General features: G+C 67.1%; 21 protein-coding genes. 17 read left to right on the forward strand and 4 right to left on the reverse strand.

Going from position 1 to position 23,884, the window contains the following annotated elements:
* Positions 1–39 precede the first annotated feature (39 nt).
* Positions 40–201, forward strand: coding sequence for a DUF1674 domain-containing protein (locus ACU5AX_RS10545; RefSeq protein ID WP_198353848.1), 162 nt, complete (start codon positions 40–42; stop codon positions 199–201).
* A 73-nt stretch (positions 202–274) separates the two neighbouring features.
* Here the strand turns inward: ACU5AX_RS10545 and ACU5AX_RS10550 are convergent, their stop codons facing one another.
* Positions 275–1,096 carry a pyruvate, water dikinase regulatory protein gene (locus ACU5AX_RS10550; protein WP_198353849.1) on the reverse strand — a complete coding sequence of 274 codons (822 nt, stop codon included), beginning with the start codon at positions 1,094–1,096 and terminating at the stop codon, positions 275–277.
* Positions 1,097–1,567: 471 nt separating this feature from the next.
* On the opposite strand from ACU5AX_RS10550, the gene hemE reads away from it, so the two are divergent.
* The 4 genes from hemE to ACU5AX_RS10570 all read left to right on the forward strand — a co-directional run bounded on the left by hemE (position 1,568) and on the right by ACU5AX_RS10570 (position 5,617).
* Positions 1,568–2,587 carry a uroporphyrinogen decarboxylase gene (hemE, locus tag ACU5AX_RS10555; protein ID WP_446690846.1) on the forward strand — a complete coding sequence of 340 codons (1,020 nt, stop codon included), beginning with the start codon at positions 1,568–1,570 and terminating at the stop codon, positions 2,585–2,587.
* A 127-nt stretch (positions 2,588–2,714) separates the two neighbouring features.
* The gene (locus ACU5AX_RS10560) at positions 2,715–3,161 is read left to right on the forward strand and encodes a CopD family protein (RefSeq protein ID WP_446690847.1); all 447 of its coding nucleotides are present in this window, start codon (positions 2,715–2,717) and stop codon (positions 3,159–3,161) included.
* A gap of 337 nt (positions 3,162–3,498) precedes the next feature.
* A complete protein-coding gene (gene rho / locus ACU5AX_RS10565; protein WP_198353853.1) occupies positions 3,499–4,755 on the forward strand; it encodes a transcription termination factor Rho in 1,257 nt (418 codons plus the stop codon).
* A 172-nt stretch (positions 4,756–4,927) separates the two neighbouring features.
* A complete protein-coding gene (locus ACU5AX_RS10570) occupies positions 4,928–5,617 on the forward strand; it encodes a TerC family protein (protein ID WP_446690958.1) in 690 nt (229 codons plus the stop codon).
* Between the two features lie 39 nt (positions 5,618–5,656).
* On the opposite strand, the gene ACU5AX_RS10575 is transcribed toward ACU5AX_RS10570, so the two are convergent.
* Positions 5,657–6,358, reverse strand: a complete 702-nt coding sequence (locus ACU5AX_RS10575) for a dienelactone hydrolase family protein (protein WP_446690848.1) — start codon at positions 6,356–6,358, stop codon at positions 5,657–5,659.
* 82 nt (positions 6,359–6,440) lie between these two features.
* Here ACU5AX_RS10575 and ACU5AX_RS10580 point away from each other — a divergent pair, with 82 nt between their 5' ends.
* The 6 genes from ACU5AX_RS10580 to ACU5AX_RS10605 are packed head-to-tail and all read left to right on the forward strand — an operon-like array spanning position 6,441 to position 12,151.
* Positions 6,441–6,686: a DUF6489 family protein gene (locus ACU5AX_RS10580; protein WP_446690849.1), complete on the forward strand. Its 246-nt coding sequence runs from the start codon at positions 6,441–6,443 to the stop codon at positions 6,684–6,686.
* Positions 6,683–7,969: a tRNA uridine-5-carboxymethylaminomethyl(34) synthesis GTPase MnmE gene (gene mnmE / locus ACU5AX_RS10585; RefSeq protein WP_446690850.1), complete on the forward strand. Its 1,287-nt coding sequence runs from the start codon at positions 6,683–6,685 to the stop codon at positions 7,967–7,969. The genes ACU5AX_RS10580 and mnmE overlap by 4 nt, the downstream gene beginning before the upstream one ends.
* A 57-nt stretch (positions 7,970–8,026) precedes the next feature.
* Positions 8,027–9,865, forward strand: a complete 1,839-nt coding sequence (gene mnmG / locus ACU5AX_RS10590) for a tRNA uridine-5-carboxymethylaminomethyl(34) synthesis enzyme MnmG (RefSeq protein ID WP_446690851.1) — start codon at positions 8,027–8,029, stop codon at positions 9,863–9,865.
* A complete protein-coding gene (gene rsmG / locus ACU5AX_RS10595; protein ID WP_446690852.1) occupies positions 9,862–10,467 on the forward strand; it encodes a 16S rRNA (guanine(527)-N(7))-methyltransferase RsmG in 606 nt (201 codons plus the stop codon). The genes mnmG and rsmG overlap by 4 nt, the downstream gene beginning before the upstream one ends.
* Entirely contained in the window at positions 10,464–11,243 is a 780-nt protein-coding gene (locus tag ACU5AX_RS10600; RefSeq protein WP_332837966.1) for a ParA family protein, read from the forward strand. The genes rsmG and ACU5AX_RS10600 overlap by 4 nt, the downstream gene beginning before the upstream one ends.
* Positions 11,240–12,151, forward strand: a complete 912-nt coding sequence (locus ACU5AX_RS10605) for a ParB/RepB/Spo0J family partition protein (RefSeq protein ID WP_446690853.1) — start codon at positions 11,240–11,242, stop codon at positions 12,149–12,151. Before ACU5AX_RS10600 ends, ACU5AX_RS10605 begins: the two co-directional genes overlap by 4 nt.
* Positions 12,152–12,167: 16 nt before the next feature.
* On the opposite strand, the gene ACU5AX_RS10610 is transcribed toward ACU5AX_RS10605, so the two are convergent.
* Positions 12,168–12,962: a DUF72 domain-containing protein gene (locus tag ACU5AX_RS10610; RefSeq protein ID WP_446690854.1), complete on the reverse strand. Its 795-nt coding sequence runs from the start codon at positions 12,960–12,962 to the stop codon at positions 12,168–12,170.
* A gap of 121 nt (positions 12,963–13,083) precedes the next feature.
* Here ACU5AX_RS10610 and ACU5AX_RS10615 point away from each other — a divergent pair, with 121 nt between their 5' ends.
* From ACU5AX_RS10615 to ACU5AX_RS10630, 4 genes are all read left to right on the forward strand, one after another.
* On the forward strand, positions 13,084–14,460 hold the full coding sequence (locus ACU5AX_RS10615) for a glycosyl transferase family protein (protein ID WP_446690855.1): 1,377 nt from the start codon (positions 13,084–13,086) through the stop codon (positions 14,458–14,460).
* Positions 14,461–15,588: 1,128 nt separating this feature from the next.
* A complete protein-coding gene (locus ACU5AX_RS10620) occupies positions 15,589–16,503 on the forward strand; it encodes a sulfite exporter TauE/SafE family protein (protein WP_198353863.1) in 915 nt (304 codons plus the stop codon).
* The gene (locus ACU5AX_RS10625; RefSeq protein WP_446690856.1) at positions 16,500–17,270 is read left to right on the forward strand and encodes a TIGR02186 family protein; all 771 of its coding nucleotides are present in this window, start codon (positions 16,500–16,502) and stop codon (positions 17,268–17,270) included. The genes ACU5AX_RS10620 and ACU5AX_RS10625 overlap by 4 nt, the downstream gene beginning before the upstream one ends.
* Before the next feature lie 73 nt (positions 17,271–17,343).
* Complete coding sequence (locus tag ACU5AX_RS10630; RefSeq protein WP_446690857.1) at positions 17,344–19,020, forward strand: ATP-binding protein; 1,677 nt, start codon at positions 17,344–17,346, stop codon at positions 19,018–19,020.
* A 263-nt stretch (positions 19,021–19,283) separates the two neighbouring features.
* Here the strand turns inward: ACU5AX_RS10630 and ACU5AX_RS10635 are convergent, their stop codons facing one another.
* Positions 19,284–20,777 (reverse strand): M23 family metallopeptidase, encoded by a 1,494-nt coding sequence (locus tag ACU5AX_RS10635; protein ID WP_446690858.1) that lies wholly within the window; start codon positions 20,775–20,777, stop codon positions 19,284–19,286.
* 251 nt (positions 20,778–21,028) lie between these two features.
* Between ACU5AX_RS10635 and ACU5AX_RS10640 the strand changes: the two genes are divergently transcribed.
* Both ACU5AX_RS10640 and ACU5AX_RS10645 read left to right on the forward strand, forming a co-directional pair.
* Entirely contained in the window at positions 21,029–23,503 is a 2,475-nt protein-coding gene (locus tag ACU5AX_RS10640) for a helicase-related protein (RefSeq protein ID WP_446690859.1), read from the forward strand.
* Complete coding sequence (locus tag ACU5AX_RS10645) at positions 23,496–23,846, forward strand: RNA-binding S4 domain-containing protein (RefSeq protein WP_446690860.1); 351 nt, start codon at positions 23,496–23,498, stop codon at positions 23,844–23,846. Before ACU5AX_RS10640 ends, ACU5AX_RS10645 begins: the two co-directional genes overlap by 8 nt.
* The last annotated feature ends 38 nt before the right edge of the window (positions 23,847–23,884 follow it).

Raw genomic sequence — 23,884 nt, forward strand, 5'->3', positions numbered from 1 at the left:
TACCGATGTAAGGCTCTGCCCTTAGACCGGAGACGCCCGATGGGCCAACGCCCCGCGCATGTGAAGCCGCCCGCCTATCTGTCGAAAAGCCCGCCGCTCCCCAAGCCGGAAGCGTCGAAGCGGCCGGAGAGCGATCCGCTGGGGCAGGACCCGACGCGCTACGGCGATTGGGAGCTCAAGGGCATCGCGATCGATTTTTGAGGCGCTCCGCGCTGCGGGGGGCGGACCCTGTCCGCCAGCGCTCCGTGCGGCTGCCGGCCGTGCCGAAAGACGTTCAGGCCGGTTTTGCCGATCGTCGCTCGTTCGCCAGTGCGATGATCGCCGCCGCCGTTTCCTCGATCGAACGACGGGTCACGTCGATCACCGGCCAGCCGTTGTTGGCGAACAGCCGGCGCGCATAGGCGATCTCGCGCGTCACCGCCTGTTCCTCGACATATGGTGTGTCGGGCTGCTGGTTGAGCGACAGCAGCCGGTTGCGGCGGATCTGGATCAGCCGGTCGGCGCTGGTCGTCAGCCCGACCACCAGCGGCCGCTGCAGCGCGAACAGCAGCGGCGGCGGCGGGCTTTCGACGACGATCGGGATATTGGCGGTCTTCCAGCCGCGGTTGGCGAGATAGATCGACGTCGGCGTCTTCGACGAGCGCGATACGCCGGCGAGGACGATGTCCGCCTCTTCCCAATCCTCGTGCGCGATGCCGTCGTCGTGCGCGATCGTCCATTGGATCGCATCGACGCGCGCGAAATAGGCGGCGTCGAGCGCGTGCTGGCGACCGGGGCGTGCCTTGGCCTGCTGGCCGAGCAGCCCGGACAAGGCATCATTGACCGGATCGAGCGGCGCCACCGCCGGCAGGCCGAGCGCCAGGCAACGCTGCTCCAGGTTGCGGCGCGTCATCGGGTTGACCAACGTGTAGATGACCAGCCCGGGATTCTGGGCGATCTCCTGCAGGATGCGCTCGAGGTGCGCCTCGGTCCGCACCATCGGCCAGAAATGCCGCACGGTCTCGACGTCGTCATATTGGGCGAGCGCGGCCTTGGCGATGTTCTCCAGCGTCTCGCCGGTGGAGTCCGACAGCAGGTGGAGGTGGAGGCGCATCATCGGTGCAGTGCCTCGAAAGGTGGGCAGCGCTCCGCCACCTTCGTCATCCCCGCGCAGGCGGGGATCCAGACGCGCGGCCGTCGCGCTTCTTTCCCGACCGTCAGCGTGTCTGAATCCCCGCTTGCGCGGGAATGACGGGCGATAGGATGGCGATGCCGATCGCCGGACCGGCACCGATCTGTGGACAACATGGGGAGAACGGATAGGGCAACTCGCCGACCCCGCCAAGCGCCGCTCGCCCCGTGGACAACGCGCATTCCATCCACACCCGCATCCACAAGGCATGGAATTATCCACAGCCTGTGGAAAGCGGGGTCGGCCGATCCGAATCGCACGGGAATCCGCGATCCTTGCCGGTCAAGCTGTGGGTGATTACGGGACGAAACGGCTTATCCCGTTACCCACGTGCCAACCACTTCATCATCCTTTCTTTGAATCTTCTTATATAGGAAGAAGGCCCTGACCGACGTTGTGAACAAGCCGCTGCTGGCGGCGCTGAAGGGCTTTCGACAGCCCGTGCCGCCGATCTGGCTGATGCGTCAGGCGGGCCGGTATCTGCCCGAATATCGTGCGCTGCGGGCGGAGAAGGGCGGCTTCCTCGCGCTCGCCACCGATCCCGTCGCAGCGGCCGAGGTGACGGTGCAGCCGATCCGCCGGTTCGGCTTCGACGGCGCGATCCTCTTTTCCGACATCCTCATGGTGCCCTGGGCGCTCGGCCAGGATCTGACGTTCGGCCCGGGGGAGGGACCGCGGCTGATGCCGCCACTGGTCGACCATGCTCTCGATGCCTTGGTGCGCGCGCCGGCGCGGCTCGACCCGGTCTATGCCACCGTCGCACGCGTCGCGGCCGCATTGCCGCCGACGACCACCTTCCTGGGCTTCGCCGGCTCGCCGTGGACGGTCGCGACCTATATGGTGGCGGGCCAGGGTTCGAAGGACCAGAGCGAGACGCGTGCCTTCGCCTATCGCGATCCGGTCGCGTTCGGCGCGATCATCGATAAGATCGTCGCGACCACGATCGACTACCTCGCCCGGCAGATCGAGGCCGGGGTGGAGGCGGTGCAGCTGTTCGACAGCTGGGCGGGCAGCCTGAGCCCGGCGCAGTTCGAACGCTGGGTGATCGCGCCCAATGCCGCGATCGTCGCCGGTCTGCGCGACCGCTGCCCCGGCGCCTGCATCATCGGCTTTCCCAAGGGGATCGGCGGCAAGCTGCCGGCCTATGCCCGCGAGACGGGGGTGGACGCGATCGGACTGGACGAGACGGTCGATCCCGCCTGGGCCGATGCGGTGTTGCCGGATGGCATGCCGGTACAGGGCAATCTCGATCCGCTGGCGCTGTTCGCCGGCGGCGCAGCCTTGGACGACGGGATCGATCGCGTTCTGGCCGCCTTTCCGGACCGTCCGCACGTCTTCAATCTGGGCCACGGCATCGGCCAGCACACGCCGATCGCCCATGTCGAGCAACTGCTCGCGCGGGTGAGGGGGGCCTGAACGTCCCGCCCCATCGTCATGCCGGACTTGTTCCGGCATCCACCGCGCCGCATACACCGGGCCCGCCGCGTGCGCGGAGGCGTGGATGCCGGAACGGGTCCGGCAGGACGATCAGGGAACATGATCAATGGACTGGCTACAGGCGCATTACCTCTGGCTCGTCGCCGCGCATGTCATCGTCGTGATCTTCTGGATGGCGGGCATGTTCATGCTGCCGCGCTACCTCGTCTATCACCAGGAGGCGCTGGTCGCCGGTCATGCCGATGAGGCCGCCCTGTGGGTGGACCGCGAGGGCAAGCTGCGGCGGATCATCCTGACGCCGGCGATGATCGCGGTGTGGGTGCTCGGCCTGACCCTCGCCACCGTCGGCCAGCATTGGGGCGGCGGCTGGTTGCATGCCAAGCTGCTGCTGGTGATCCTGCTCTCCGGCTATCATGGCTGGGCGGTCGGCTATGCCCGGCGCCTGGCACGGGGCGAGATGCGGCTGAGCGGCAGGACGCTGCGCATGCTCAACGAAGTGCCGGCGCTGCTCGCCATCGTGATCGTCGCGCTCGCCTTCGTGAAGCCATTCTGATTCAGCGCTGTCCTACAACGAGGGGCGTCGCTACCATCACGCACGACAAGGTCTTTCTCATCGTTGGAATTTTCTTACATCGGAGGAGCGGTCTTTAGCGCATTCAGGCGTCAATTCTGTCAAGACTCACCGACTTTTGCTCGTTCATCAATGACGTAGCTAAGCCGTCACGACGGCGCTTGACGCACTCGTCGGACGCTCTTACCTCGTAAATCACGTATTACACGGCGTCCTGCCGTGGCGATGCGGTCTCCCCTCAAGCTTCGGCATCTTTTCGCGGTTCCATCGCCCTCGCCAAGCTTCTCTCCCCCCTGCCTACGCATCCGGAAAATTTTCCATGCATCTTAAAGATTTAAAGAAAAAGACCCCCGCCGAGCTGGTCAGCATGGCCGAGGAATTGGGGGTCGAGAGCGCCTCCACCCTGCGCAAACAGGATCTGCTGTTCGCGATCCTCAAGGTCCAGGCCGAGAATGGCGACCAGATCATGGGCCTCGGCACGATCGAAGTGCTGCCCGACGGCTTCGGCTTCCTGCGCTCGCCCGAGGCGAACTACCTCGCCGGTCCCGACGACATCTATGTCTCGCCCAATCAGGTCCGCAAATGGGGTCTGCGCACCGGTGACACGGTCGAGGGCGAGATCCGCGCGCCGAAGGACGGCGAGCGCTATTTCGCCATTACCCGGCTGACCAGCGTCAATTTCGACGATCCGGATGCCGTCCGCCACCGCGTCAATTTCGACAATCTGACGCCGCTCTACCCCGAAAAGAAGCTGACGCTCGATCCCGCCGATCCGACGCAGAAGGACAAGTCGGCGCGCGTCATCGATATCGTCTCCCCGCAGGGCAAGGGCCAGCGCACGCTGATCGTCGCGCCGCCGCGCGTCGGCAAGACGGTGATGCTGCAGAACATCGCCAAGGCGATCACCGACAACCATCCCGAGGTGTTCCTGCTCGTCCTGCTGATCGACGAGCGGCCCGAGGAAGTCACCGACATGCAGCGCAGCGTGAAGGGCGAGGTCGTTTCCTCGACCTTCGACGAGCCCGCGCAGCGTCACGTCCAGGTCGCCGAAATGGTGATCGAAAAGGCCAAGCGCCTGGTCGAGCACAAGAAGGACGTGGTGATCCTGCTCGACAGCATCACGCGCCTGGGTCGCGCCTACAACACCGTGGTGCCGTCGTCGGGCAAGGTGTTGACCGGCGGTGTCGACGCCAATGCGCTGCAGCGGCCGAAGCGCTTCTTTGGTGCGGCGCGCAATATCGAGGAGGGCGGCTCGCTGTCGATCATCGCCACCGCGCTGATCGATACCGGCAGCCGGATGGACGAGGTGATCTTTGAAGAGTTCAAGGGCACCGGCAATTCGGAAATCGTCCTCGACCGCAAGGTCGCCGACAAGCGCGTCTTCCCGGCACTCGACGTCGGCAAGTCCGGCACCCGCAAGGAGGAACTGCTCGTCGACAAGGACAAGCTCAGCAAGCAGTGGGTGCTGCGCCGCATCCTGATGCAGATGGGCACGATCGACGCGATGGAGTTCCTGCTCGACAAGATGAAGAATTCGAAGACCAACGAGGATTTCTTCGACAGCATGAACCAATAGCCGACTGCGGCCTGCCGCACGCCGCGGCAGGACTCGCACCGGCCCCGGCCGGCGCGTGCCCTTGGGCAACCCGACCGATCACATCCGGCGCGTGGAGGCTGCATAGCTTTCGCGCGCCGCTTCGTTCATGGAGCACTCATCAACCGGGAGTGAACCAGTGTCCGTCATCGCCATGCTGAGCGCCGCCGCTGCGGCCGCCGGGCCGGGGTCGCCCGGCGAGATCTGGCAGCACATCGTCAACGATTTCTCCAACATCACCTCGCCCGCCGCGCTCGCCGCGTTCGTGCAGGTGCTGATGATCGACGTGGTGCTGGCGGGCGACAATGCGATCGTCGTCGGTGCCCTTGCTGCGGGGCTTCCGGCCGAACAGCGCAAGAAGGTCATCCTGATCGGCATCATCGCCGCGCTGGTGCTGCGCATCGCCTTTGCGCTGGTGGTCAGCTGGCTGCTCGGCTTGATCGGCCTGATTTTCGCCGGCGGCGTGCTGTTGCTGTGGGTGGCGTGGAAGATGTGGCGCGAACTGCGTCAGCCGGCCGATCATGACGCGGAAGCCGCCGGGGTGCGCCCGGCCAAGAGCTTCGTCGGCGCCGCCTGGGCCGTCGCCGTCGCCGACGTGTCGATGAGCCTCGACAACGTCCTTGCGGTGGCCGGCGCGGCACGCGAGCATCCCGGCATATTGATCATCGGGCTGCTGCTGTCGGTGGCGTTGATGGGCATCGCGGCCAATTTGATCGCCAAATATATCGAGCGCTACCGCTGGATCGCCTATATCGGCTTGGCGGTGATCGTCTACGTCGCTGGCAAGATGATCTACGAGGGCGTGGTCGATTCAAATGTCGGACTGACCACGCTGTTCCGATGATCCGATACGGGAAGGGGGGCCGTAGCCCCCCTTTTTGTATCAGCCGAGATGGTCGGCAAAGAAGCGCGCGGTGCGCTCGTCCGCCTGCTTGGCCGAGGCGTCGGAGCGGCGCTGACCGAACTCCGTGGCGAAGCCGTGATCCTCGCCGGGATAATCGTAGAGCGTCACTTTCGGGTGATCGTCCAGCCCCTCGTGCATACGCGCCTGCGCATCCTTGTCGACGAAATGATCCTCCTGCGGCACGTGCAGCAGCACCGACTTGGCGATCGCATGCTTCTCGGCGAGCAGGCCGTCGATGCCGACGCCATAATAGCCGACGCTGGCGTCGATGTCGGTGCGCGCCGCGGTCATGAAGGCGAGGCGGCCGCCGAGGCAATAGCCGACCGCGCCGACCTTACCGCCTTCGGGCAGCAGCCCGCGTGCGGTACGGATCGTCGCCTCGATATCGCGAATCCCCGCATCCTGATCGAACTTGCCCATAAGTTCGAGCGCCTGCTGCATCTCGTGCGGCACGTCGGGATCGAGTTCAACGCCCGGGGCGAAGCGCCAGAACAGTTCCGGCGCGATCGCCAGATAGCCGGCCTCTGCCAGCGTATCGGCCTTGCGTCGAATGCCGGCATTGATGCCGAAGATTTCCTGAATGACGATGATCGCGGCCTTGGGCGTGCCCTCCGGCTCGGCGACATAGGCCGGGAAATGGCCGTCGTGGTCGAGTGTCTCGATCTGGATGGTCTTGGTCATGGGGTCCTCTCGCGCGGATGGTCCTGGGCGGCTATGCAGAGCCGATGACGGCAGCTCAAGCAGGATCGATGGAGGCACGACGATGAAGGTGACGGTGGACATCGACCTGACCCCGGAAGAGGCGCGCCGTGCCTTGGGCCTGCCGGACCTGACGCCGTTGCATGACCGCTATGTCGCGATGCTGCTCGACACGATGAACGGTCAGGTGAAGCCGGAATTGCTCGAAGGCATGATGAAGAGCTGGACACCGATGGGGGAGGCGGGTCTGTCGATGTGGCGGCAATTGTTCGAACAGGCGAGTGGTGCAGCGCGCAAGGCGGGCGGGTGACCTCAAACCTGACGATCTTCGCGCTATCGAGCGGTGCGCCACCGGCCGGCATCGCGGTCATCCGGGTCAGTGGACCGGCAGCCTTTGCGGCCTTGACGGCACTGGCCGGGACCCTGCCGCCGGCGCGGACGGCGCGGCTGCGATCGCTCCGGGATGACAAGGGTGCCTTGCTCGATCGTGCACTGATCTTGTGTTTCCCCGGACCGGCCAGTGCGACGGGCGAGGATCTGGTCGAGCTGCACTGCCACGGCGGGCGCGCAGTGGTTGCGGCAGTGCTGGCGGCATTGGGCCGGCAATCGAATGTACGACCGGCGCAGCCGGGCGAGTTCACTCGCCGCGCACTGAGTAACGGGCGGATCGATTTGGCGGAAGCGCGCGGCTTGGCCGATCTGTTGAGCGCCGAAACCGAACGTCAGCGCGTTGCGGCGATCTCGGCTGCGGAGGGGGTGGTCAGCCGACAGGTACGTGCCTGGCTGACGCGACTTAGCGCGCTCGCCGCGCGGGTCGAGGCGCAGCTCGACTTTGCCGATGAGGACGATGTTGCCGGGGATGATGTGGCATTGGTCGCCGTCATCGACGGGATGAGGACGCTCGCCGACGAATGGCGGTCCGTCATCGCCGAACCGCCAGTGGAGCGGTTGCGCGACGGCCTGTTGGTGGTGCTGGCCGGGCCGCCGAACAGCGGCAAATCGACGCTGATCAATCTGCTCAGCCAGCGCGACGTCGCGATCGTCAGCGATATCGCGGGCACGACGCGCGATCGGATCGAGGTGGCGCTGGTCAGAGATGGGCTGGCCTATCGGCTAACGGACACGGCGGGACTGACCGAGACCGTCGATCCCATAGAGCGGATCGGCGTGACGCGGGCGGGCGATGCGATCGAGCAGGCGGACATTCTGTTGTGGCTGGGCGACGACGCCCCGCCGCGCGCGGATGCTGTCCGTGTCCATGCGCGGGCGGACCAAGCGGGGCGAGTGGAAATGCCAGCCGATCGTGATGTTGCGGTGCGGCAGGATCAACCGACGACGATCGGCTCATTGTGGTCGATCATCCATGCGCGTGCCGATGCCTTGGTCCCGCGGATTGATGCAATTTCCTTCCGGGCTCAGGAGCGGGCGGCGCTGCAACAGGCGTTCGAAGCGATAGCGACACCGGAAGACGATCCGGTGCTGGTCGCCGAGCAGTTGCGGGTCGCCAGCCGGTTGCTCGCCACCATCCTCGGTGTCGATGCGACGGAGGCGATGCTCGACTCGCTATTCGGTCAATTCTGTGTCGGAAAGTGATGTTCCACGTGGAACACTTTTGACGTGATCCGGTGCGTCGCTTAGGCCCGTCGCATCATGTTCGATGTCATAATTGTCGGTGGCGGTCACGCCGGCACGGAAGCCGCCGCGGCGGCCGCGCGTCGTGGCGCGAGGACAGCATTAGTCAGTTTCGAAGCGCGACATATCGGCGCCATGTCGTGCAACCCGGCGATCGGCGGGCTGGGCAAGGGGCATATCGTCCGCGAGGTCGATGCTTTTGACGGACTGATCGCGCGGGCAGCGGACGCCGCCGCAATCCATTATCGCATGCTCAACCGGAGCAAGGGTGCGGCGGTTCAGGGGCCGCGTATCCAAGCCGATCGCCGCCTCTATTCGCGGGCCATCCAGACCTTGCTTGCGGCCGAGCCGAGGCTGACCATTATCGAGGGTGATGTCGACGCCCTGTCGATCGGCCACGGCGCTCACGTTGACGGAGTCGTACTCGCCGACGGCAGCCGGATTGCCGGCAGGACGGTGGTGCTCGCCACCGGCACCTTCCTGGGTGCCCGGATGTTTCGTGGCGATGATCGAGAAGAGGGTGGCCGGGTCGGCGAACGGCCAGCGAAGCGGCTCGGCGAGCAATTGCGCGCGCTTGGCCTGCCCATGGCGCGGCTGAAGACCGGCACGCCACCCCGACTGGATGGGCGCACCATCGACTGGGCAAGCCTGGAAGAGCAGGCGTCCGACGCCGAGCCGTGGACGATGTCTCCGATGACGACACGGCGGCTCCACCCGCAGATCGCCTGTGCGGTCACGCGCACCGGGACGCGGACGCATGACGTCATCCGCGCCGGACTCGACCGGTCGCCTCTATTCGGTGGCGCGATCGAGGGGCCGGGGCCCCGCTATTGTCCGTCGATCGAGGATAAGATCCATCGCTTCGGCGATCGCGACGGTCATCAGGTGTTCCTGGAGCCGGAGGGCCTGAACGACCCCATCGTCTATCCCAACGGTCTGTCGACTTCGCTGCCCGTCGATGTTCAGGCGGCGATGATCGAGAGCATAGCCGGTCTCGAACGCGCGCGGATCACTATGCCCGGCTACGCCGTGGAATATGATTATTGCGATCCGCGCGCGCTCGATCGGCAACTGGCATTGGCGGCAATCCCCGGCGTGTTCTGCGCGGGGCAGATCAACGGCACCACGGGCTATGAAGAAGCGGCGGGACAAGGGTTGATCGCCGGCCTCAACGCGGCGGCTTATGCCCGTGATATGGCACCCTGCGTTTTGGATCGTGGCACCAGCTATCTGGGCGTGATGATCGACGATCTCGTTTTGCAGGGCGTGACCGAGCCGTATCGGATGTTGACGGCGCGTGCCGAATATCGACTATCCCTGCGTGCCGACAATGCCGAGACGCGACTTGGCAAACAGGCCGAACAATTAGGCTGCCTCGGCGCCGACCGACGCCGCCATCGTCAACGGCGATTGGAGGCGCGGGCACGGGCGGAAGCGGCGCTGGCGTCGACCTTCACCGCGTCGAGCCTCGCCGCCCAAGGCCTCGCGGTCGCTCAGGATGGCAGCCGGCGATCCGCCTACGAATGGCTCCGCATACCCGGGGTCACGATGGCGGCGCTGGTACGGGGTATCGATGAGATCGCCCCTACCGACGTGCTATCGGAGATTGCGGAGGATGCGCGCTATGCCCCCTATCTTGAGCGGCAGGCCGACGAGATTGCGGCGCTCCGCCGCGACGAGCACGTTGCCCTGCCGCAGGCGATCGACTTCGCCGCGGTGCCGGGCCTTTCGAACGAGATGGTCGACCGACTGAGCAAGGCGCGGCCGGAGACGCTGGGCGCGGCCGGCCGCATCCGGGGTATTACGCCAGCGGCACTCTCGGCCATCTATCTGCACGCGCAAAGGACCGCGGCATGACCGAAGAGGAAGCGCGTGGCTGGATCGCGGCGAAGTTCGGCGAGACGCTGTGCGCGCAAGTCGGTGCCTTCCTCGACATGGTGCGGGCGGAAAATGCTCAGCAGAACCTGATTGCACCTTCGACGATCGACACGCTGTGGCTTCGCCACGCGCTCGATTCCGCGCAGCTGATCGATCATGCCGGGTCGGGGGCGAGAGACTGGCTTGACGTCGGGACGGGCGGCGGCTTCCCAGGTATGGTGGTGGCCATCCTGTTCGACGGCGAGGTGACGATGGTCGAGCCGCGCCGCCGCCGCGCATTGTTCTTGAACGAATGTGTCGAGAAACTCTGCCTGTCTGGCGCGACGGTTCGCTCATCTAGGGTCGAGCAGATTGAGGGCCAGTTCGATGTGATCAGCGCTCGGGCAGTGGCGTCGGTCGAAAAGCTTTTGCATGCGGCGGCACATTGCGCCAAATCGGACACGCGCTGGGTCCTGCCGCGTGGGCGGATCGAGCCAGAACAGCTACAGATGCTGCGGCGTGATCGAGGATGGGTGTTTCACGTGAAACAAAGCCTGACCTCTGCAGACTCGTCGATCCTCTTGGTGGAGCGCAAATCGTGACCTGCATCGCGGTGGCCAATCAAAAGGGCGGGGTGGGTAAGACCACCAGCGCTATCAATCTCGGTACGGCACTCGCCGCGACGGGAAAGCGGGTGTTGTTGATCGACCTGGACCCCCAAGGCAATGCTTCGACGGGCCTTGGCATCGGCCAAGCGCAGCGGCAGCGATCGAGTTATCATGTGCTGATCGGCGAAGCACAGATCGACGAAGCCGTGGTGACGACCAAGGTTCCGCGGCTTGATATCGTGCCGGCTACAGTGGACCTGTCCGGCGCGGAGATCGAATTGGTCGAGTTCGATGCGCGGACGCATCGGCTCGATCACGCCCTGCGACGTGCCCAGGGGGTGTGGGACATCATCCTGGTCGACTGCCCGCCATCGCTCGGCTTGCTGACGATCAACGCCATGGTCGCGGCGGACAAGTTGCTCGTGCCGCTGCAATGCGAATTCTTCGCGCTGGAGGGGTTGTCTCAGTTGCTGACCACGGTGGAGCGTATCCGCGAACGGTTCAATCCAGGACTGGCGATCCTAGGCGTCGCGCTGACCATGTATGATCGCCGGAACAGGCTGACCGACCAGGTGTCCGCCGATGTGCGTGCGGTGCTCGGCCGCGTTGTCTTTGACACGGTGATCCCGCGCAACGTGCGCCTGTCCGAGGCGCCGAGCCATGGCCTGCCGGCGCTGATCTACGATCACCGCTGCTCGGGATCGCAGGCCTATATCGATCTCGCGCGTGAACTGATCGCCCGCTTGCCGGCGCCGGCGGTTGCGGCATGAGTGACGGCGGCAAGCGGAATCGGCCGGGTGGGCTCGGTCGGGGCCTCAGCGCCTTGCTCGGCGAGATGGCGAGCGAAGCGCCGGTCGCACCGGGCAACAAAGCGGCGATACCATCGGGTGTACGAATGCTGCCGGTCAGCGCGCTGTCGCCCCACCCGGATCAGCCGCGGCGTCATTTCGACGAGGCGGCGCTGGACGAACTGGCGGCGTCGATCGCGGCGCGTGGCCTGATCCAACCGATCGTCGTCCGCCCGCACGGCCACGATTATCAGATCGTCGCGGGTGAGCGGCGCTGGCGCGCGGCACAGCGGGCAAGGCTGCACGAGGTGCCGGTCGTCGTCCGCGAGTTCGACGACGCGCAAACGCTCGAAATCGCTCTGATCGAGAACATCCAGCGTCAGGATCTCAACGCGATCGAAGAGGCGCAGGCCTATCAGCGGCTCGCCGGCGAATATGGTCACACGCAGGACGCGCTGGCGAAGATCGTTCACAAGTCTCGCAGCCATGTCGCGAATCTGCTGCGCCTACTCGAACTGCCCGATGCGGTGCAGGTGCGGGTTACCGACGGGTCGCTGTCGATGGGCCATGCGCGGGCGCTGCTCGGCGCGCGCGACGTCGAGACGCTGGCGGAGCAGGTCGTCGCCCGTGGATTGACGGTCCGCGAGACGGAGAAGCTCGCCAAGGGTGCGAAACCAGAACGGCCGGGTGGCCGCCCCGCCAACGCAGAGCGCACCGCGGGGGCGGAGCCGGATGCCGATATTGCTGCGCTCGAACGGCAATTGTCCGACCTGCTTGGTCTCAACGTCCGCATCGCCCATCACGACAAGGGCGGCACGCTGACGCTCGGCTATTCGACGCTCGACCAGCTCGACATGGTGTGCCAGCGGCTGACGGGCGATACGATCTAATCACCCGCCGAGTTCGTCAGCATGGCGTGACGCGGTCGATCAGCGCCATTGCGCCATGTGGGGCGCGGATTTTGGCACCGTTGATGAAGAAGACGAATGTGTCGCGCGCGATGGTCGCGGGTGCGTCGTTTGTGACATAGGGCAGGCCGGCAGGCTGACCACCTGCCGCCCAGCTGCGCACCGTCGCGGCCCATCGATCCAGCGCGGCGGCATCATAGCCTGCGGGTTCGCTCTCCTGCGCATTCTCCAGTCGGGCGTAGACGAAGTCGCCAGTGACGTCGGCGATCGCGGGATGATCGGCAGATTCGGCATAGACGACGGTGACATTCGCCTCGCGCGCCATGGCGACGAAGGCCGGGTCGGCAAAGCTCTCATGACGTACGTGGACGGCATGCCGCAGCGTCACGCCGTCCTGGCTGCGCGGCAACAGGGCGAGAAAGGCACGCATGTCGTCCGGGTCAAATCGCTTGGTCGCCATGAATTGCCAGAGTATCGGACCAAGCCGGTCGCCAAGCTCGACAATGCCTTGGCTGACGAATCGTTGAACCGATTCCCCGGCCTCCGCGAGCACCTTGCGATTGGTACAATAGCGCGACGCCTTGAGCGTGAAGACGAAGCCGTCGGGCACCGCCTTGGCCCAGCCGGCGAAGCTCTGCGGCTTGAAGCTGGAATAATAGGTACCGTTGATCTCGATCGCGGTGACCCGCGTTGCGGCATAATCGAGCTCGCGCTTCTGCGGCCACTTCGCCGGGTAGAAGCTGCCGCGCCAAGGCTCGTAGGTCCAGCCGCCAATACCGATTCGGATTGTCATGGTGCGCGATTATAGCGGCGATTCAGGACGGTTTGGTGTGCGATGTGGCGATGGTCGACACCGCCGATCGCCTCTGATATATCCATCACGGACACAGTGACGGGGGCGGGGGCACTCGGGTGTGGAACAGCTGACGTGGATCGTCGACGTCGCGGCGCGGGAGTCGATGCTGTTTGCGGCCACGGGGATCATGATCGGCGGAATCGATGATGCGCTCGTCGATCTTCTGTTCCTGTGGTTCGCACTGCGGCGCGGGGCCGGGCGCGACCCGGCTCTAGTCCTACAGTCACCGGTGTCGTTGGATCCGATGATCATTTTCGTGCCGGTCTGGGACGAGGCGGCGGTGATCGGGGCGATGCTGACGGCAGCGCTCGATCGCTATAACTGTCGCCGCTATCGCATCTATGTCGGCGTCTACCCCAATGACCCGCGGACGATCGCGGCCGTGGCCGATGTCGCGGCCAGGGATCCGCGGGTGCGGATGGTCATCGGCGCCGAGCCTGGTCCGACGACCAAGGCGGGGTGCCTGAACACGCTGTGGCAGGCCTTGTTGGATGACGAGCGGCAGCAAAATTTCCGGGCCTGGGCGATCGTGCTGCATGATGCCGAAGATGTCGTCCACCCACGCGAACTGGAGGCGTTCGATACGCTGATCGACGTCCATGACGTGGTGCAGCTGCCCGTGGTGCCGTTGATCCGCCGGGGATCGCTGGTGTCCGGCCATTATGCGGACGAATTTGCCTATGCGCATAGAGTCCATCAGCCGGTGCGTAATCGCATGGGCGCGGCGATGCCGCTCGCCGGTACCGGATGCGCGATCACCCGGACGATGATGGCTCGTCTGGCGGACGAGCGAGGCGGCGCGCCATTCGATGCGGGCAGCCTGACCGAAGACTACGAGATGGGGTTGCGGATCGCCGCGCTCGGCGGAAACGCGCATTTCGCACGCCTGCGCGACCCGGATGACGGCTCCTTGATCGCGGTTCGGGCGTATTTCCCGGATACATTGCGGGCGGCGTCTCGCCAGAAGGCGCGATGGATCGCCGGGATCGTATTGGCAGGATGGGACCGCATGGGCTGGGCACGATCCTCTGCCCTGTGCGACAATTGGATGCGGATGCGGGATCGGCGCGCGGTCCTATCGGTGCCGATCGTCGCCGTGGCCTACGGCGCGGCCCTGCTGTGGATTCTGGCGGGTCTTCTCCATCTTACGATGCAGATCGCGCCTCGCGGCGAGAGGCTCGCCCCCTGGATGACAATTGCAACCGCGATCCTGCTGATGTGGCGGCTGACCGTCCGTGTGACCTGCACCGCCAGCTGTCACGGCTGGCGTGAAGGAGGCCGGGCCCTGCCGCGGTTCCTGATGGCCAATCTGGTCGCGCTCTGTGCGGCGCCGCGCGCAATGGTGCAATATCTGCTCCTGCTCAACGGCCGGCACGTCGCGTGGGACAAGACCAGCCATGTCTTTCCGTCGTGGGCGGCAACAGGCGCGGCGTAAGGGGGCAACCCCTGTGGTTCGTCGGAGCGGTTCTGACGATGTGGGTGGCAGGACGCCTGCTGGCATTGTGGTTCGTACCGGGAAACGCAGCACCGACGCCGTCCGACACGGACCTCCCGCCCGAGAGAGCTATGCCCACAATCGGCGCCGCCGAGCGGAAAGACGAACTGAGGATCGGCGTCGCTCCACCGGCGGTCGCGATGGCCCACGGAGGCCTCAAGGCGCCGCTGCAAAGGGAGAAGGCTCCCCGCGTGGCGATTGATCGGCCGTCAAATAAACGCAAGACGGCGGAGTCGTCCGGTGAGCAAGGGCCGCTGGAGACCGAGAACGAGCCGACGCCAGCACCGCGGGCAAGACCGACCGAGGCGAACAGATTGGCTGGGACCGATGACATGCTTCCGAATGCACTGTCCCTCGCTTCGTCTACACCACCATTTAAACAGCGTATGCCGTTGCCATCGCAAAAGAGACTGGCCGGAAGTGTCTGGCTGGTGGCGCGAAGTGACTCTTCTCCCGTGATATCGGGGAGCCTGCTCGGCGGCTCGCAGGCGGGTGTGCGGCTGACCTATCGGGTTAGTGAGAGCCCACGGCTCGCTCTGTCCGCCCGGCTCGCAACGGCATTGGCAAGCCGCGGCACGGAGGGGGCAGTGGGATTGGATTGGCAGCCGATGCGTTGGCCGGTGCATGTGATCGCGGAGCATCGGATGGCGCTGGACCAAGGGCGGGGCGGCGCGACGCTCGGCGTGATCGGCGGCGTCGGACCGCAGACGGTCACCCCCAGCGTGACGATCGAGGGATATGCGCAAGCGGGCATCGTCGGTCGGCGTCGCCCCGATGGCTTTGCCGACGGATCGCTGCGGCTGACGACGCCCATCCGGGGCCGATCACGGTTCCGGTATCGCCGTGGGTCTCGGCGCCTGGGGCGGGGTGCAGCGCGACGCGGCGCGGCTGGATTTGGGGCCGACGCTCGCCATGACGCTGCCGGTCGGGCCGCGTCGGCTGCGTCTGGCGGCGGATTGGCGACAGCGGATCGCCGGCCGGGCACGGCCCGGGTCCGGGCCAGCAATTGGGCTGGGAAGCGACTTTTAGGGGTCGCGGGCGCTGCCCTGGCGCCTATAACGAAGGGGCATGGATCTGTACCTTCCGATCGCCAATCTCTCGGTCAACGCGCTGGTGATCGTGTTGCTGGGCGGAGGAGTCGGACTGCTGTCGGGGATGTTCGGCGTCGGCGGCGGCTTTCTGACGACGCCGCTGCTGATCATCTATGGTATCCCGCCGACGGTGGCGGCAGCCTCGTCGGCGAGTCAGGTGACCGGGGCGAGCGTGTCGGGCGTATTTGCCCATTTCCAACGTGGCGGTGTCGACGTGAAAATGGGCGGCGTGCTCGTCGCCGGCGGTATCGTCGGCAGCTTCGCGGGCGCCTGGATCTTCCGGCTGCTACAGGAGAGCGGCCAGATCGATACGGTGATCGGCGTCGTCTATGTGCTGATGCTCGGTTTCATCGGCTTCACCATGGCGCGTGAATCGATCGGCGCGATCCGTGCCAGCCGCGGCGGCGGCCGGCCACGGCCGCGCAAGCGCCGCCATCACCCGCTGGTCGCCGCACTGCCCCTGCGCACGCGCTTCTACGCCTCGGGCCTGTACATTTCGCCGCTGGCGCCGCTGCTGCTCGGCTTCTCGACCGGCATCCTGACCATCCTGCTCGGTATCGGCGGCGGCTTCATCCTGGTGCCAGCGATGATCTATTTGCTCGGCATGGCGACCAATGTCGTCGTTGGCACCAGCTTGTTCCAGACACTGTTCGTCACCGCGGCCGCGACGATGGTCCATGCGACGACGACCAAGGCGGTCGACATCGTGCTCGCCGCGCTGTTGCTGGTCGGATCGGTGACCGGCGCGCAGCTCGGCGCGCGTTTCGCGACGCGGGTGAAGCCGGAATATTTGCGGCTTGCGCTGGCGATCATGGTGCTGCTGGTCGGTACACGCATCCTGCTCGGCTTGGTCTGGCGGCCGGAGGATCTCTTCTCGGTCGAGCTGACATGAGGGCGCGTTTGCTGGCGCTCGCCGCGCCCATGCTGATGGCGCAGACGATACCCGCCGACAAACCAGTCCTGGTGCCCGATGTCTCGCAGCGCGACATCGAGATCGCCTATAGTTTCACCGGTGCCGAGCTCTTGCTGTTCGGCGCGATCCTCTATCCCGGCGGCCGGACGCCGCGCGGCGAGGCGCCGGCGGACATCGTCGTGGTGGTCAAGGGGCCGACCCAGCCGGTGTTGGTGCGGGAGAAGGAGAAGGTCGCCGGTATCTGGGTCAATGCCCACAGCCAGCGGTACAGTTCGGCCCCGTCATTCTATGCGCTCGCCTCCTCACGGCCGATCGAGCGAATCGTCGACGAGCGGACCCGCGCCATCTACGAACTCGGCCTTGGCAGCCTGCAATTGTCGCCGGGCGCGGGCACGATCAGTGCGGTGCAAGAGCGCTTCCAGCGTGGGCTGGTCGACCTCAAGCGACGCGGCGGCCTCTATGTCGAGGCGCCGCAGGCGGTGGAGATCACCGACGGCGTGCTGTATCGCGCGCGGCTGACGATCCCGGCACGCGTGCCGGTCGGGCGGTTCACCGCGGAAACCTTCCTGATCCGCGACGGCCGGGTGCTGGCGGCGGCGGTGCGCGACATCGATATTCGCAAATCGGGATTCGAGCGGTTCGTCGCGCGTGCGGCGGAGCGGTCCTCGATCCTGTACGGGCTGACTGCGGTGGCGCTGTCGGTGCTGCTCGGCTGGACGGCCGGGCAGATCGCGCGCCGGGTCTAGGCAGGCTTCCTCACCCAATTTTAATCGCTTGGTCGGCATAGCCTGCAATCGCACACCTATGAGGCGCGTCGTGATGAGTGAGATGCCGGGACCGCGAGCGTTCGACAATGCGGTACCGTTGGGCGGGGCCGCCGCGATCGGCGGCCTGGCGACGTTGACGCCGATCGGTTGCGTCACCGCGATCGCGGGCGCGAGCAGCCGCGTGTTGCTCGACCGGGCGGCGCTGGAGATCATCGCGCAGGATCCCGACCCCGTCGTCGCCACGGCCGGTCAGGTCGGCGGCCAGATCAAGATGCGGGTCGGCGGCATCTGGCTGATCGCCAATATCCGCGCCCTGGCGCTCGACCCCGGCAGCAACGAATGGGTGCGCGCCGACATCGATTTCCTCGGCGAAGGCGACGAGGAGCGGCTGACCGGCAAGCTGTACAACTTCCGTCGCGGCGTCACCCGCTATCCGATCCCGGGCGGCGAGGTCTTCCCGATCACCACCGCCGACCTGCGTCAGGTCTATTCCGCCGCCGACGTGCCGAATATCCAGATCGGCACCGTCTATCCGACCCGCGACGTGCGCGCCGCGCTGTACGTCGACGCGATGCTGGGCAAGCATTTCGCGCTGGTCGGATCGACCGGTACCGGCAAGTCGACCAGCGCCGCGCTGATCCTGCACCGGATCTGCGAACTGGCGCCGCAGGGCCATGTCGTGATGATCGATCCACATGGCGAATATGCCGCGGCGTTCCGCGGCACCGGCGCGATCTTCGACGTCAGCAATCTGGCGATGCCCTACTGGCTGATGAACTTCGAGGAACATTGCGAAGTATTCCTGACCAGCAGCGGTGCCGATCGACAGCTCGACGCCGACATCCTCGCCAAATGCCTGCTCGCCGCCCGCGGCAAGAATCGGCTGGGGCAGGAAATCGCCAAGCTGACGGTCGACGCGCCCATCCCCTATCTGTTGTCCGATCTGACCCAGTTCATCCAGGCGGACATGGGCAAGTTGGACCGGGCGGGCGATACCGCACCCTATCTGCGCCTCAAGACCAAGATCGACGAGATCAAGGCCGATCCGCGCTATTCCTTCATGTTCTCCGGCATGTTGGTCGCCGACACGATGACCGACTTCCTGGCGCGGATCTTCCGCATGCCGGGCGACGGACGGCCGATCTCGATCGTCGACGTGTCCGGCGTGCCGTCGGAGATCACCGCGGTGGTGGTCGCGGTGCTCAGCCGGATGACCTTCGACTATGCGATCTGGTCGCGCAACGAGCCGCAGCGGCCGATCCTGCTCGTCTGCGAGGAAGCGCATCGCTACATCCCGAGCGGCCGTAACGAACGGGGCTCGGCGGTCGGTCGCATCCTTAGCCGCATCGCCAAGGAAGGACGCAAATACGGCGTCAGCCTGGGACTGATTACGCAGCGGCCCTCCGATCTCGAGGAAGGCGTGCTGTCGCAGTGCGGTACGATCATCGCGATGCGCCTCAACAACGAACGCGACCAGGCCTTTGTGCGCGCGGCGATGCCGGAGGGCGCGCGCGGTTTCCTCGATTCGATCCCGGCGCTGCGCAATCGCGAATGCATCGTTTGCGGCGAGGGTGTCGCGGTTCCGATCCGCGTCAGCTTCGATGCGCTGGACGACGACAAGCGGCCGGCGTCGGGCGATCCGCTGTTCTCGCGACTGTGGCGCGAGACCGGTGGCGAGGACGGCATCCTGCAGCGCACCGTGCAGCGTTGGCGCGCGCAGGGGCGTTGAAACCCGCGAGTCTTGACACTTTTGACGCCTGAACGTTGCGTTTGCCGATCCGCCGGCATTGCGAATGTTGCTAATGCTGAGAAAGAGCCAGGTCGAGGCTACCAAGACCGGGTTGTGTAGGAAAGCATTCCGTCATGCCGGACTTGTTCCGGCGTCTACGCTTCCGCGTGGCAACCGGCTTGGGCATTTGCGCGACCGTGGGCCCCGGAACACGTCCGGGGTGACGGGGCAACGGGCGTAGAAGCGCCGAGCCCGCCCCTTCGTCAGCCCGTGTGAACGGCCCGGAGGCGGGCGACCCAGGCGTCGAAGCGGCGGCGCTCGGCACCCGACAGCGTCTCGGTGCTGGCGAAGGAGATCGAGCGCGGATTGATCGTCTGGCCGTTGCGCCAGACCTCCCAATGGAGATGCGGTCCGGTCGACAGGCCGGTCGAGCCGACATAGCCGATCACCTGGCCCTGATGGACGCGCTCGCCGCGCGACACGGCGATGCGGCTCATATGACCATAGCCGCTGGCGAGGCCGCCGCTGTGGCCGAGCTTGACGAAATTGCCGTAGCCGCCCGACCGGCCTGCCGACTGGACGACGCCGTCGAGCACGGCATAGATCGGCGAGCCGTAGCGCGCGCCGATGTCCATGCCCTTGTGCATCCGCATGAAGCCGAGCAGCGGGTGCATGCGCAGACCGAAGCTGGAGGTGACATGACCGGCGACGGGCATGCCCATGAACCCGTGGCGCTCGGTCTGTCCCTTGGCGTCGAACCAGGTGGGATGGTCGCCATCGGCACCGCCGTCACTGCCGCGTTGCCAGCGGACGAGCTGGAGCGTGCGCCGGCCCTGGTCGATGCCGGCGAACAGCAGGTTGCCGAGCCGGACCTCGCCGGTGGCGGCGCGCTCGCGCTCGACGATCAGGTCGAAATTGTCGGCGGCATGGACGTCGCGGCCGATCGACAGCCGTGTCGCCAGCGCCTTGATATAGCTTTCGACCACCCGCGCCGGCGCGCCCGCGGCACGGGCCGAGCGGTACAGGCTGCTGCCGACAAGGCCGTGGATGCGCAGCGGCGTCGAATCGATCGCGATCGGCTGGCGCGTCATCGCCAATTGGTCGCCGGCACGATTGAGCGTGACGTTGAGATCGAAGCGGGCGCGCATCGCCAGCTTCTCCAGCGGCCGCGCCACCGTCTTGGTCGGGCGACGGCCGAGCGTCAGCGCGATCCGCGTACCGGTCTGGATATCGTCGAGGTCGGTGGTCTGGGCGACCAAGGCGGCGGCCCGCTGCGCATCGCCGCGGCCGACGCCGGCACGCATCAGCACGCGATCGAGCGCGTCGCCGTCACCCAGCGTCGCGTTGAGTTCGACGATCGGCCGCTCCGGCGCTTCGGCGAGCGGCACGACGAGATCGTTGGCGGCCATGCGGTGGCCGGTGTCGGCGCCCCAGCCGAGCGGCGCGATCCCCTGCGCCCGCGTCTCTTCCCAGGCGGTGCCGGTCAGCGGCGCGGGGACGGCACCGAGCAGCGGCCGGCCGATACCGGGTGCGATCAGCCAGGCGCCGGCGGCCAGTGCGGTGCAGGTGGCGAGGCCACGCCACCAGTCGCGGCTGCCGATCCGGGCGCCGAGATCGGGAATCCAGTCGATCTCGGCCGCGGCGGCGAGCCAGCGGTCGATCGGCTTGCGCGGCGCGGCGAGGGGGCGGATGCCGGGCAAGGCCCGTGCGGTGGTGCCGCCGGCCAGTTCGATACCGGTTTCGTTGCGGAGAAACACGCGCGCGACGCCCTATGCCTACAAGAACTCAGCGCCGCGTTCCCCCCGGCGTGGGTCGCAGCGTTGTGCAGGCGAGATGCTAAAGTCAAATTAACCGGGGATTCCGGCGGGCTGCGCTGCGACGGGGCGTGTCGGCGGTGCGGCGGGGCGGGCGCTGGACGAGGCGCGGGGGCGAGTGCGTCCCGTCGCACCACAACGGCAGGTGCGGATAAGTTATTGCGCAGTGGCGGCAGAGCCCCGATGTTGGCGGCATGACAGGTGCCGTCACCGCGGTCCTCGGACCGACCAATACCGGCAAGACCCATCTCGCCGTCGAGCGAATGTGCGGCCATTCCAGCGGCATCATGGGCTTTCCGCTGCGCCTGCTCGCCCGCGAGGTCTATGACCGGGTGGTGCGGATCAAGGGGCCGGACCAGGTCGCCTTGGTCACCGGCGAGGAAAAGATCGTCCCGCCCAATGCGCGCTGGTTCCTGTGCACGGCGGAATCGATGCCCGAGCACGACGCCGCCTTCGTCGCGCTCGACGAGGCGCAGCTCGGCAGCGATCCCGAACGCGGCCATGTCTTCACCGACCGGCTGCTGCGCCGGCGCGGGCGCGAGGAGACGATGATCCTGGGATCGGAGACGCTGCGCCCGATGATCCGCGCGCTGGTGCCCGAGGCGGAGATCATCGGCCGGCCGCGCTTTTCGAAGCTGACCTATGCCGGCGCCAAGAAGATCAGCCGGCTGCCCAAACGGTCCGCGATCGTCGCGTTCAGCGCGGAGGAGGTCTATGCCGTCGCCGAGATGCTGCGGCGGTTGCGCGGCGGCGCGGCGGTGGTGATGGGGGCGCTCTCCCCGCGCACGCGCAATGCGCAGGTGGCGATGTTCCAGGCGGGCGAGGTCGACTATCTGGTCGCGACCGACGCAATCGGCATGGGCCTCAACATGGACGTCGCGCATGTCGCTTTCGCCGGACTCAACAAGTTCGACGGGCGGCGGCAGCGGCGGCTGACCGTCGCGGAGATGGCGCAGATCGCCGGCCGCGCCGGGCGGCACCAGCGCGACGGCACGTTCGGCGCGATCAGCGAGGACGGGCCGGGCGCCTTCCTGCCCGAAGAGGTGCTCAGCATCGAGGAGCATCGCTTCCGGCCGATCGAGCATCTCTATTGGCGCAATGGCGAGCCCGATTTCGGCAGCATCGACGCGCTGGTCGCCAGCCTGGAGCGGCGGCCGGAGCCGGGGGTGTTGATCGCCGCGCCGCAGGCGACCGATCTGGCCGTGCTCAAGCGGCTGGCGGACGAGCCGTGGGTGCGCGACCGGACGCGCAGCCCCGCGATGGTCAAGCGGCTGTGGGCGGCGTGCGGCCTGCCCGATTTCCGCAAGCTCGGGCTCGATCCGCATGCGCGCTTCGTCAGCCGGCTGTTCGGCTATCTGAGCGAGGGGCGGATGGTCGCGCCGCACCAATGGTTCGCCGACGAGATCGCGCGGCTCGACACGATCGCGAGCGACGTCGAGACGATCGCGGGACGGATCGCGGCGATCCGCACCTATGCCTATATCGCCCACCGGCCCGACTGGCTGGGCGAGCCGCAGGTCTGGGCGGAGCGGACGCGCAGCATCGAGGAGCGGCTGTCCGACGGCCTGCACGCCAGCCTGACGCAACGCTTCGTCGACAAGCGCACCACCGCGCTGATCCGCCAGATCGGCGCCGACGCCGGCGCGTTGCCGGTGACGATCGGGCCCGAGGGCGAGGTGCTGGTCGAGGATCATGCGATCGGCCGGCTCGACGGCTTCCGCTTTACGGTCGATCCGAGTGCGCGGGCGGGCGACCGAAGGCTGCTCCTCGCCGCGGCGGAGAAACGGCTGTCGGGCGAGCGCGGACGGCGTGCGGAGGCGCTGGTCGCGGCGACGGATGGCGAGCTGACGCTGACCGAGGCGGCGACGATCGCCTGGCGCGGCCATGCCGTCGCGCGGCTCGCCGCCGGTCCGTCGGTGGCGCGGCCGCAGCTCAAGCTCGATCGCGATCTCGACTGTCTCGACAAGGCGCAGCGCGAGGCGGTGCAGGCGCGGTTGCAGCGCTGGCTGGAGGCGATGCTCGCGCGGCAGCTGCCGGCGCTGGTCGCGCTGGCGGGGATCGCGCGCGACCCGGCGGCGACGCCGGCGCTGCGCGTCGTCGCGGGCGAGCTGGAGGCGGCGGGCGGGCTGGCGCCGCGGATTCTGCTGCACGAGCCGCTGACTGCCCTGGATGGCGAGGCGCGCAAGCGGCTGCGCAAGGCGGGCGTGACGATCGGTGCGCTCGACCTGTTCGACCCGCGATTGCTCAAGCCGGCGGCGGCGCGCTGGCGGCGGGCGCTGCTCGCGTTGCGCGGATCGGTGCCGCCGGTCGCGCGCGAGGGGGCGACCGTGCTGGCGCGCGGCACGCCGGGTGCGGTGCTGGGCAGCGGCTTCCGCCCGCTCGCCGGCCAGGCGGTGCGGGTCGACCTGGTCGAGCGGATCGCGCGGGCGGCGCATGACGCGCGCGAGGGGCGGGCACCGTTCGTGCCGGACACGGCGCTGGCCACCTCGATCGGGCTGGAGCCGGCGACGCTGGACCGGTTGATGGCGGAACTGGGCTTCCGACCGACGCGCGGCGGAACGCCGGGCTGGGAATGGCGTGGCCGGCGCGCGCCGCGGCGGGCGCCGGCACCGGCGGCGCCGCCGACCGGCGCCTTTGCGGCCCTGGCCGGACTGATGCGCCATGGGTGAGCGGGCGGGGGCTGATCGGGCGGGGACCGAACCGGCAGCATCGGGCGGTGCGATGCGGCTCGACCGGTTCCTGTGGTTCGCCCGGCTGGCAAAGACGCGGGAACGCGCGCAGGCGATCGCCTGCGATGGCCATCTGCGCATCGACGGCCGCGTCATCGATCGCGCGCACGCCCCGGTCCGGGTCGGCAATATCCTGACCTTCGCGCTGCACGGCGAGGTGCGGGTGCTGCGCGTCGAGTCGCTGCCGGCGCGTCGTGGTCCGGCCCCGGAAGCGCGCGCCTGCTATCAGGAGCTGATCGTCGCCACCGGTGCGAACGTCTCGCAGGCGGCGCGATCCGATTGACGCGGGCGGGAACGCGGCATAGCAGCCGGCCGTTCGTG

Source organism: Sphingomonas benefaciens (assembly GCF_052907485.1).

What these genes read in the sequence shown, in the direction of transcription:
- ACU5AX_RS10545 (WP_198353848.1), top strand. Translation starts at nt 40, where the DNA reads ATGGGCCAACGCCCCGCGCATGTGAAGCCGCCCGCCTATCTGTCGAAA.
- ACU5AX_RS10550 (WP_198353849.1), bottom strand. Translation starts at nt 1,096, where the DNA reads ATGATGCGCCTCCACCTCCACCTGCTGTCGGACTCCACCGGCGAGACG.
- ACU5AX_RS10560 (WP_446690847.1), top strand. Translation starts at nt 2,715, where the DNA reads ATGGACTGGCTACAGGCGCATTACCTCTGGCTCGTCGCCGCGCATGTC.
- rho (WP_198353853.1), top strand. Translation starts at nt 3,499, where the DNA reads ATGCATCTTAAAGATTTAAAGAAAAAGACCCCCGCCGAGCTGGTCAGC.
- ACU5AX_RS10570 (WP_446690958.1), top strand. Translation starts at nt 4,928, where the DNA reads ATGCTGAGCGCCGCCGCTGCGGCCGCCGGGCCGGGGTCGCCCGGCGAG.
- ACU5AX_RS10575 (WP_446690848.1), bottom strand. Translation starts at nt 6,358, where the DNA reads ATGACCAAGACCATCCAGATCGAGACACTCGACCACGACGGCCATTTC.
- ACU5AX_RS10580 (WP_446690849.1), top strand. Translation starts at nt 6,441, where the DNA reads ATGAAGGTGACGGTGGACATCGACCTGACCCCGGAAGAGGCGCGCCGT.
- mnmG (WP_446690851.1), top strand. Translation starts at nt 8,027, where the DNA reads ATGTTCGATGTCATAATTGTCGGTGGCGGTCACGCCGGCACGGAAGCC.
- rsmG (WP_446690852.1), top strand. Translation starts at nt 9,862, where the DNA reads ATGACCGAAGAGGAAGCGCGTGGCTGGATCGCGGCGAAGTTCGGCGAG.
- ACU5AX_RS10605 (WP_446690853.1), top strand. Translation starts at nt 11,240, where the DNA reads ATGAGTGACGGCGGCAAGCGGAATCGGCCGGGTGGGCTCGGTCGGGGC.
- ACU5AX_RS10610 (WP_446690854.1), bottom strand. Translation starts at nt 12,962, where the DNA reads ATGACAATCCGAATCGGTATTGGCGGCTGGACCTACGAGCCTTGGCGC.
- ACU5AX_RS10620 (WP_198353863.1), top strand. Translation starts at nt 15,589, where the DNA reads ATGGATCTGTACCTTCCGATCGCCAATCTCTCGGTCAACGCGCTGGTG.
- ACU5AX_RS10625 (WP_446690856.1), top strand. Translation starts at nt 16,500, where the DNA reads ATGAGGGCGCGTTTGCTGGCGCTCGCCGCGCCCATGCTGATGGCGCAG.
- ACU5AX_RS10630 (WP_446690857.1), top strand. Translation starts at nt 17,344, where the DNA reads ATGAGTGAGATGCCGGGACCGCGAGCGTTCGACAATGCGGTACCGTTG.
- ACU5AX_RS10640 (WP_446690859.1), top strand. Translation starts at nt 21,029, where the DNA reads ATGACAGGTGCCGTCACCGCGGTCCTCGGACCGACCAATACCGGCAAG.
- ACU5AX_RS10645 (WP_446690860.1), top strand. Translation starts at nt 23,496, where the DNA reads ATGGGTGAGCGGGCGGGGGCTGATCGGGCGGGGACCGAACCGGCAGCA.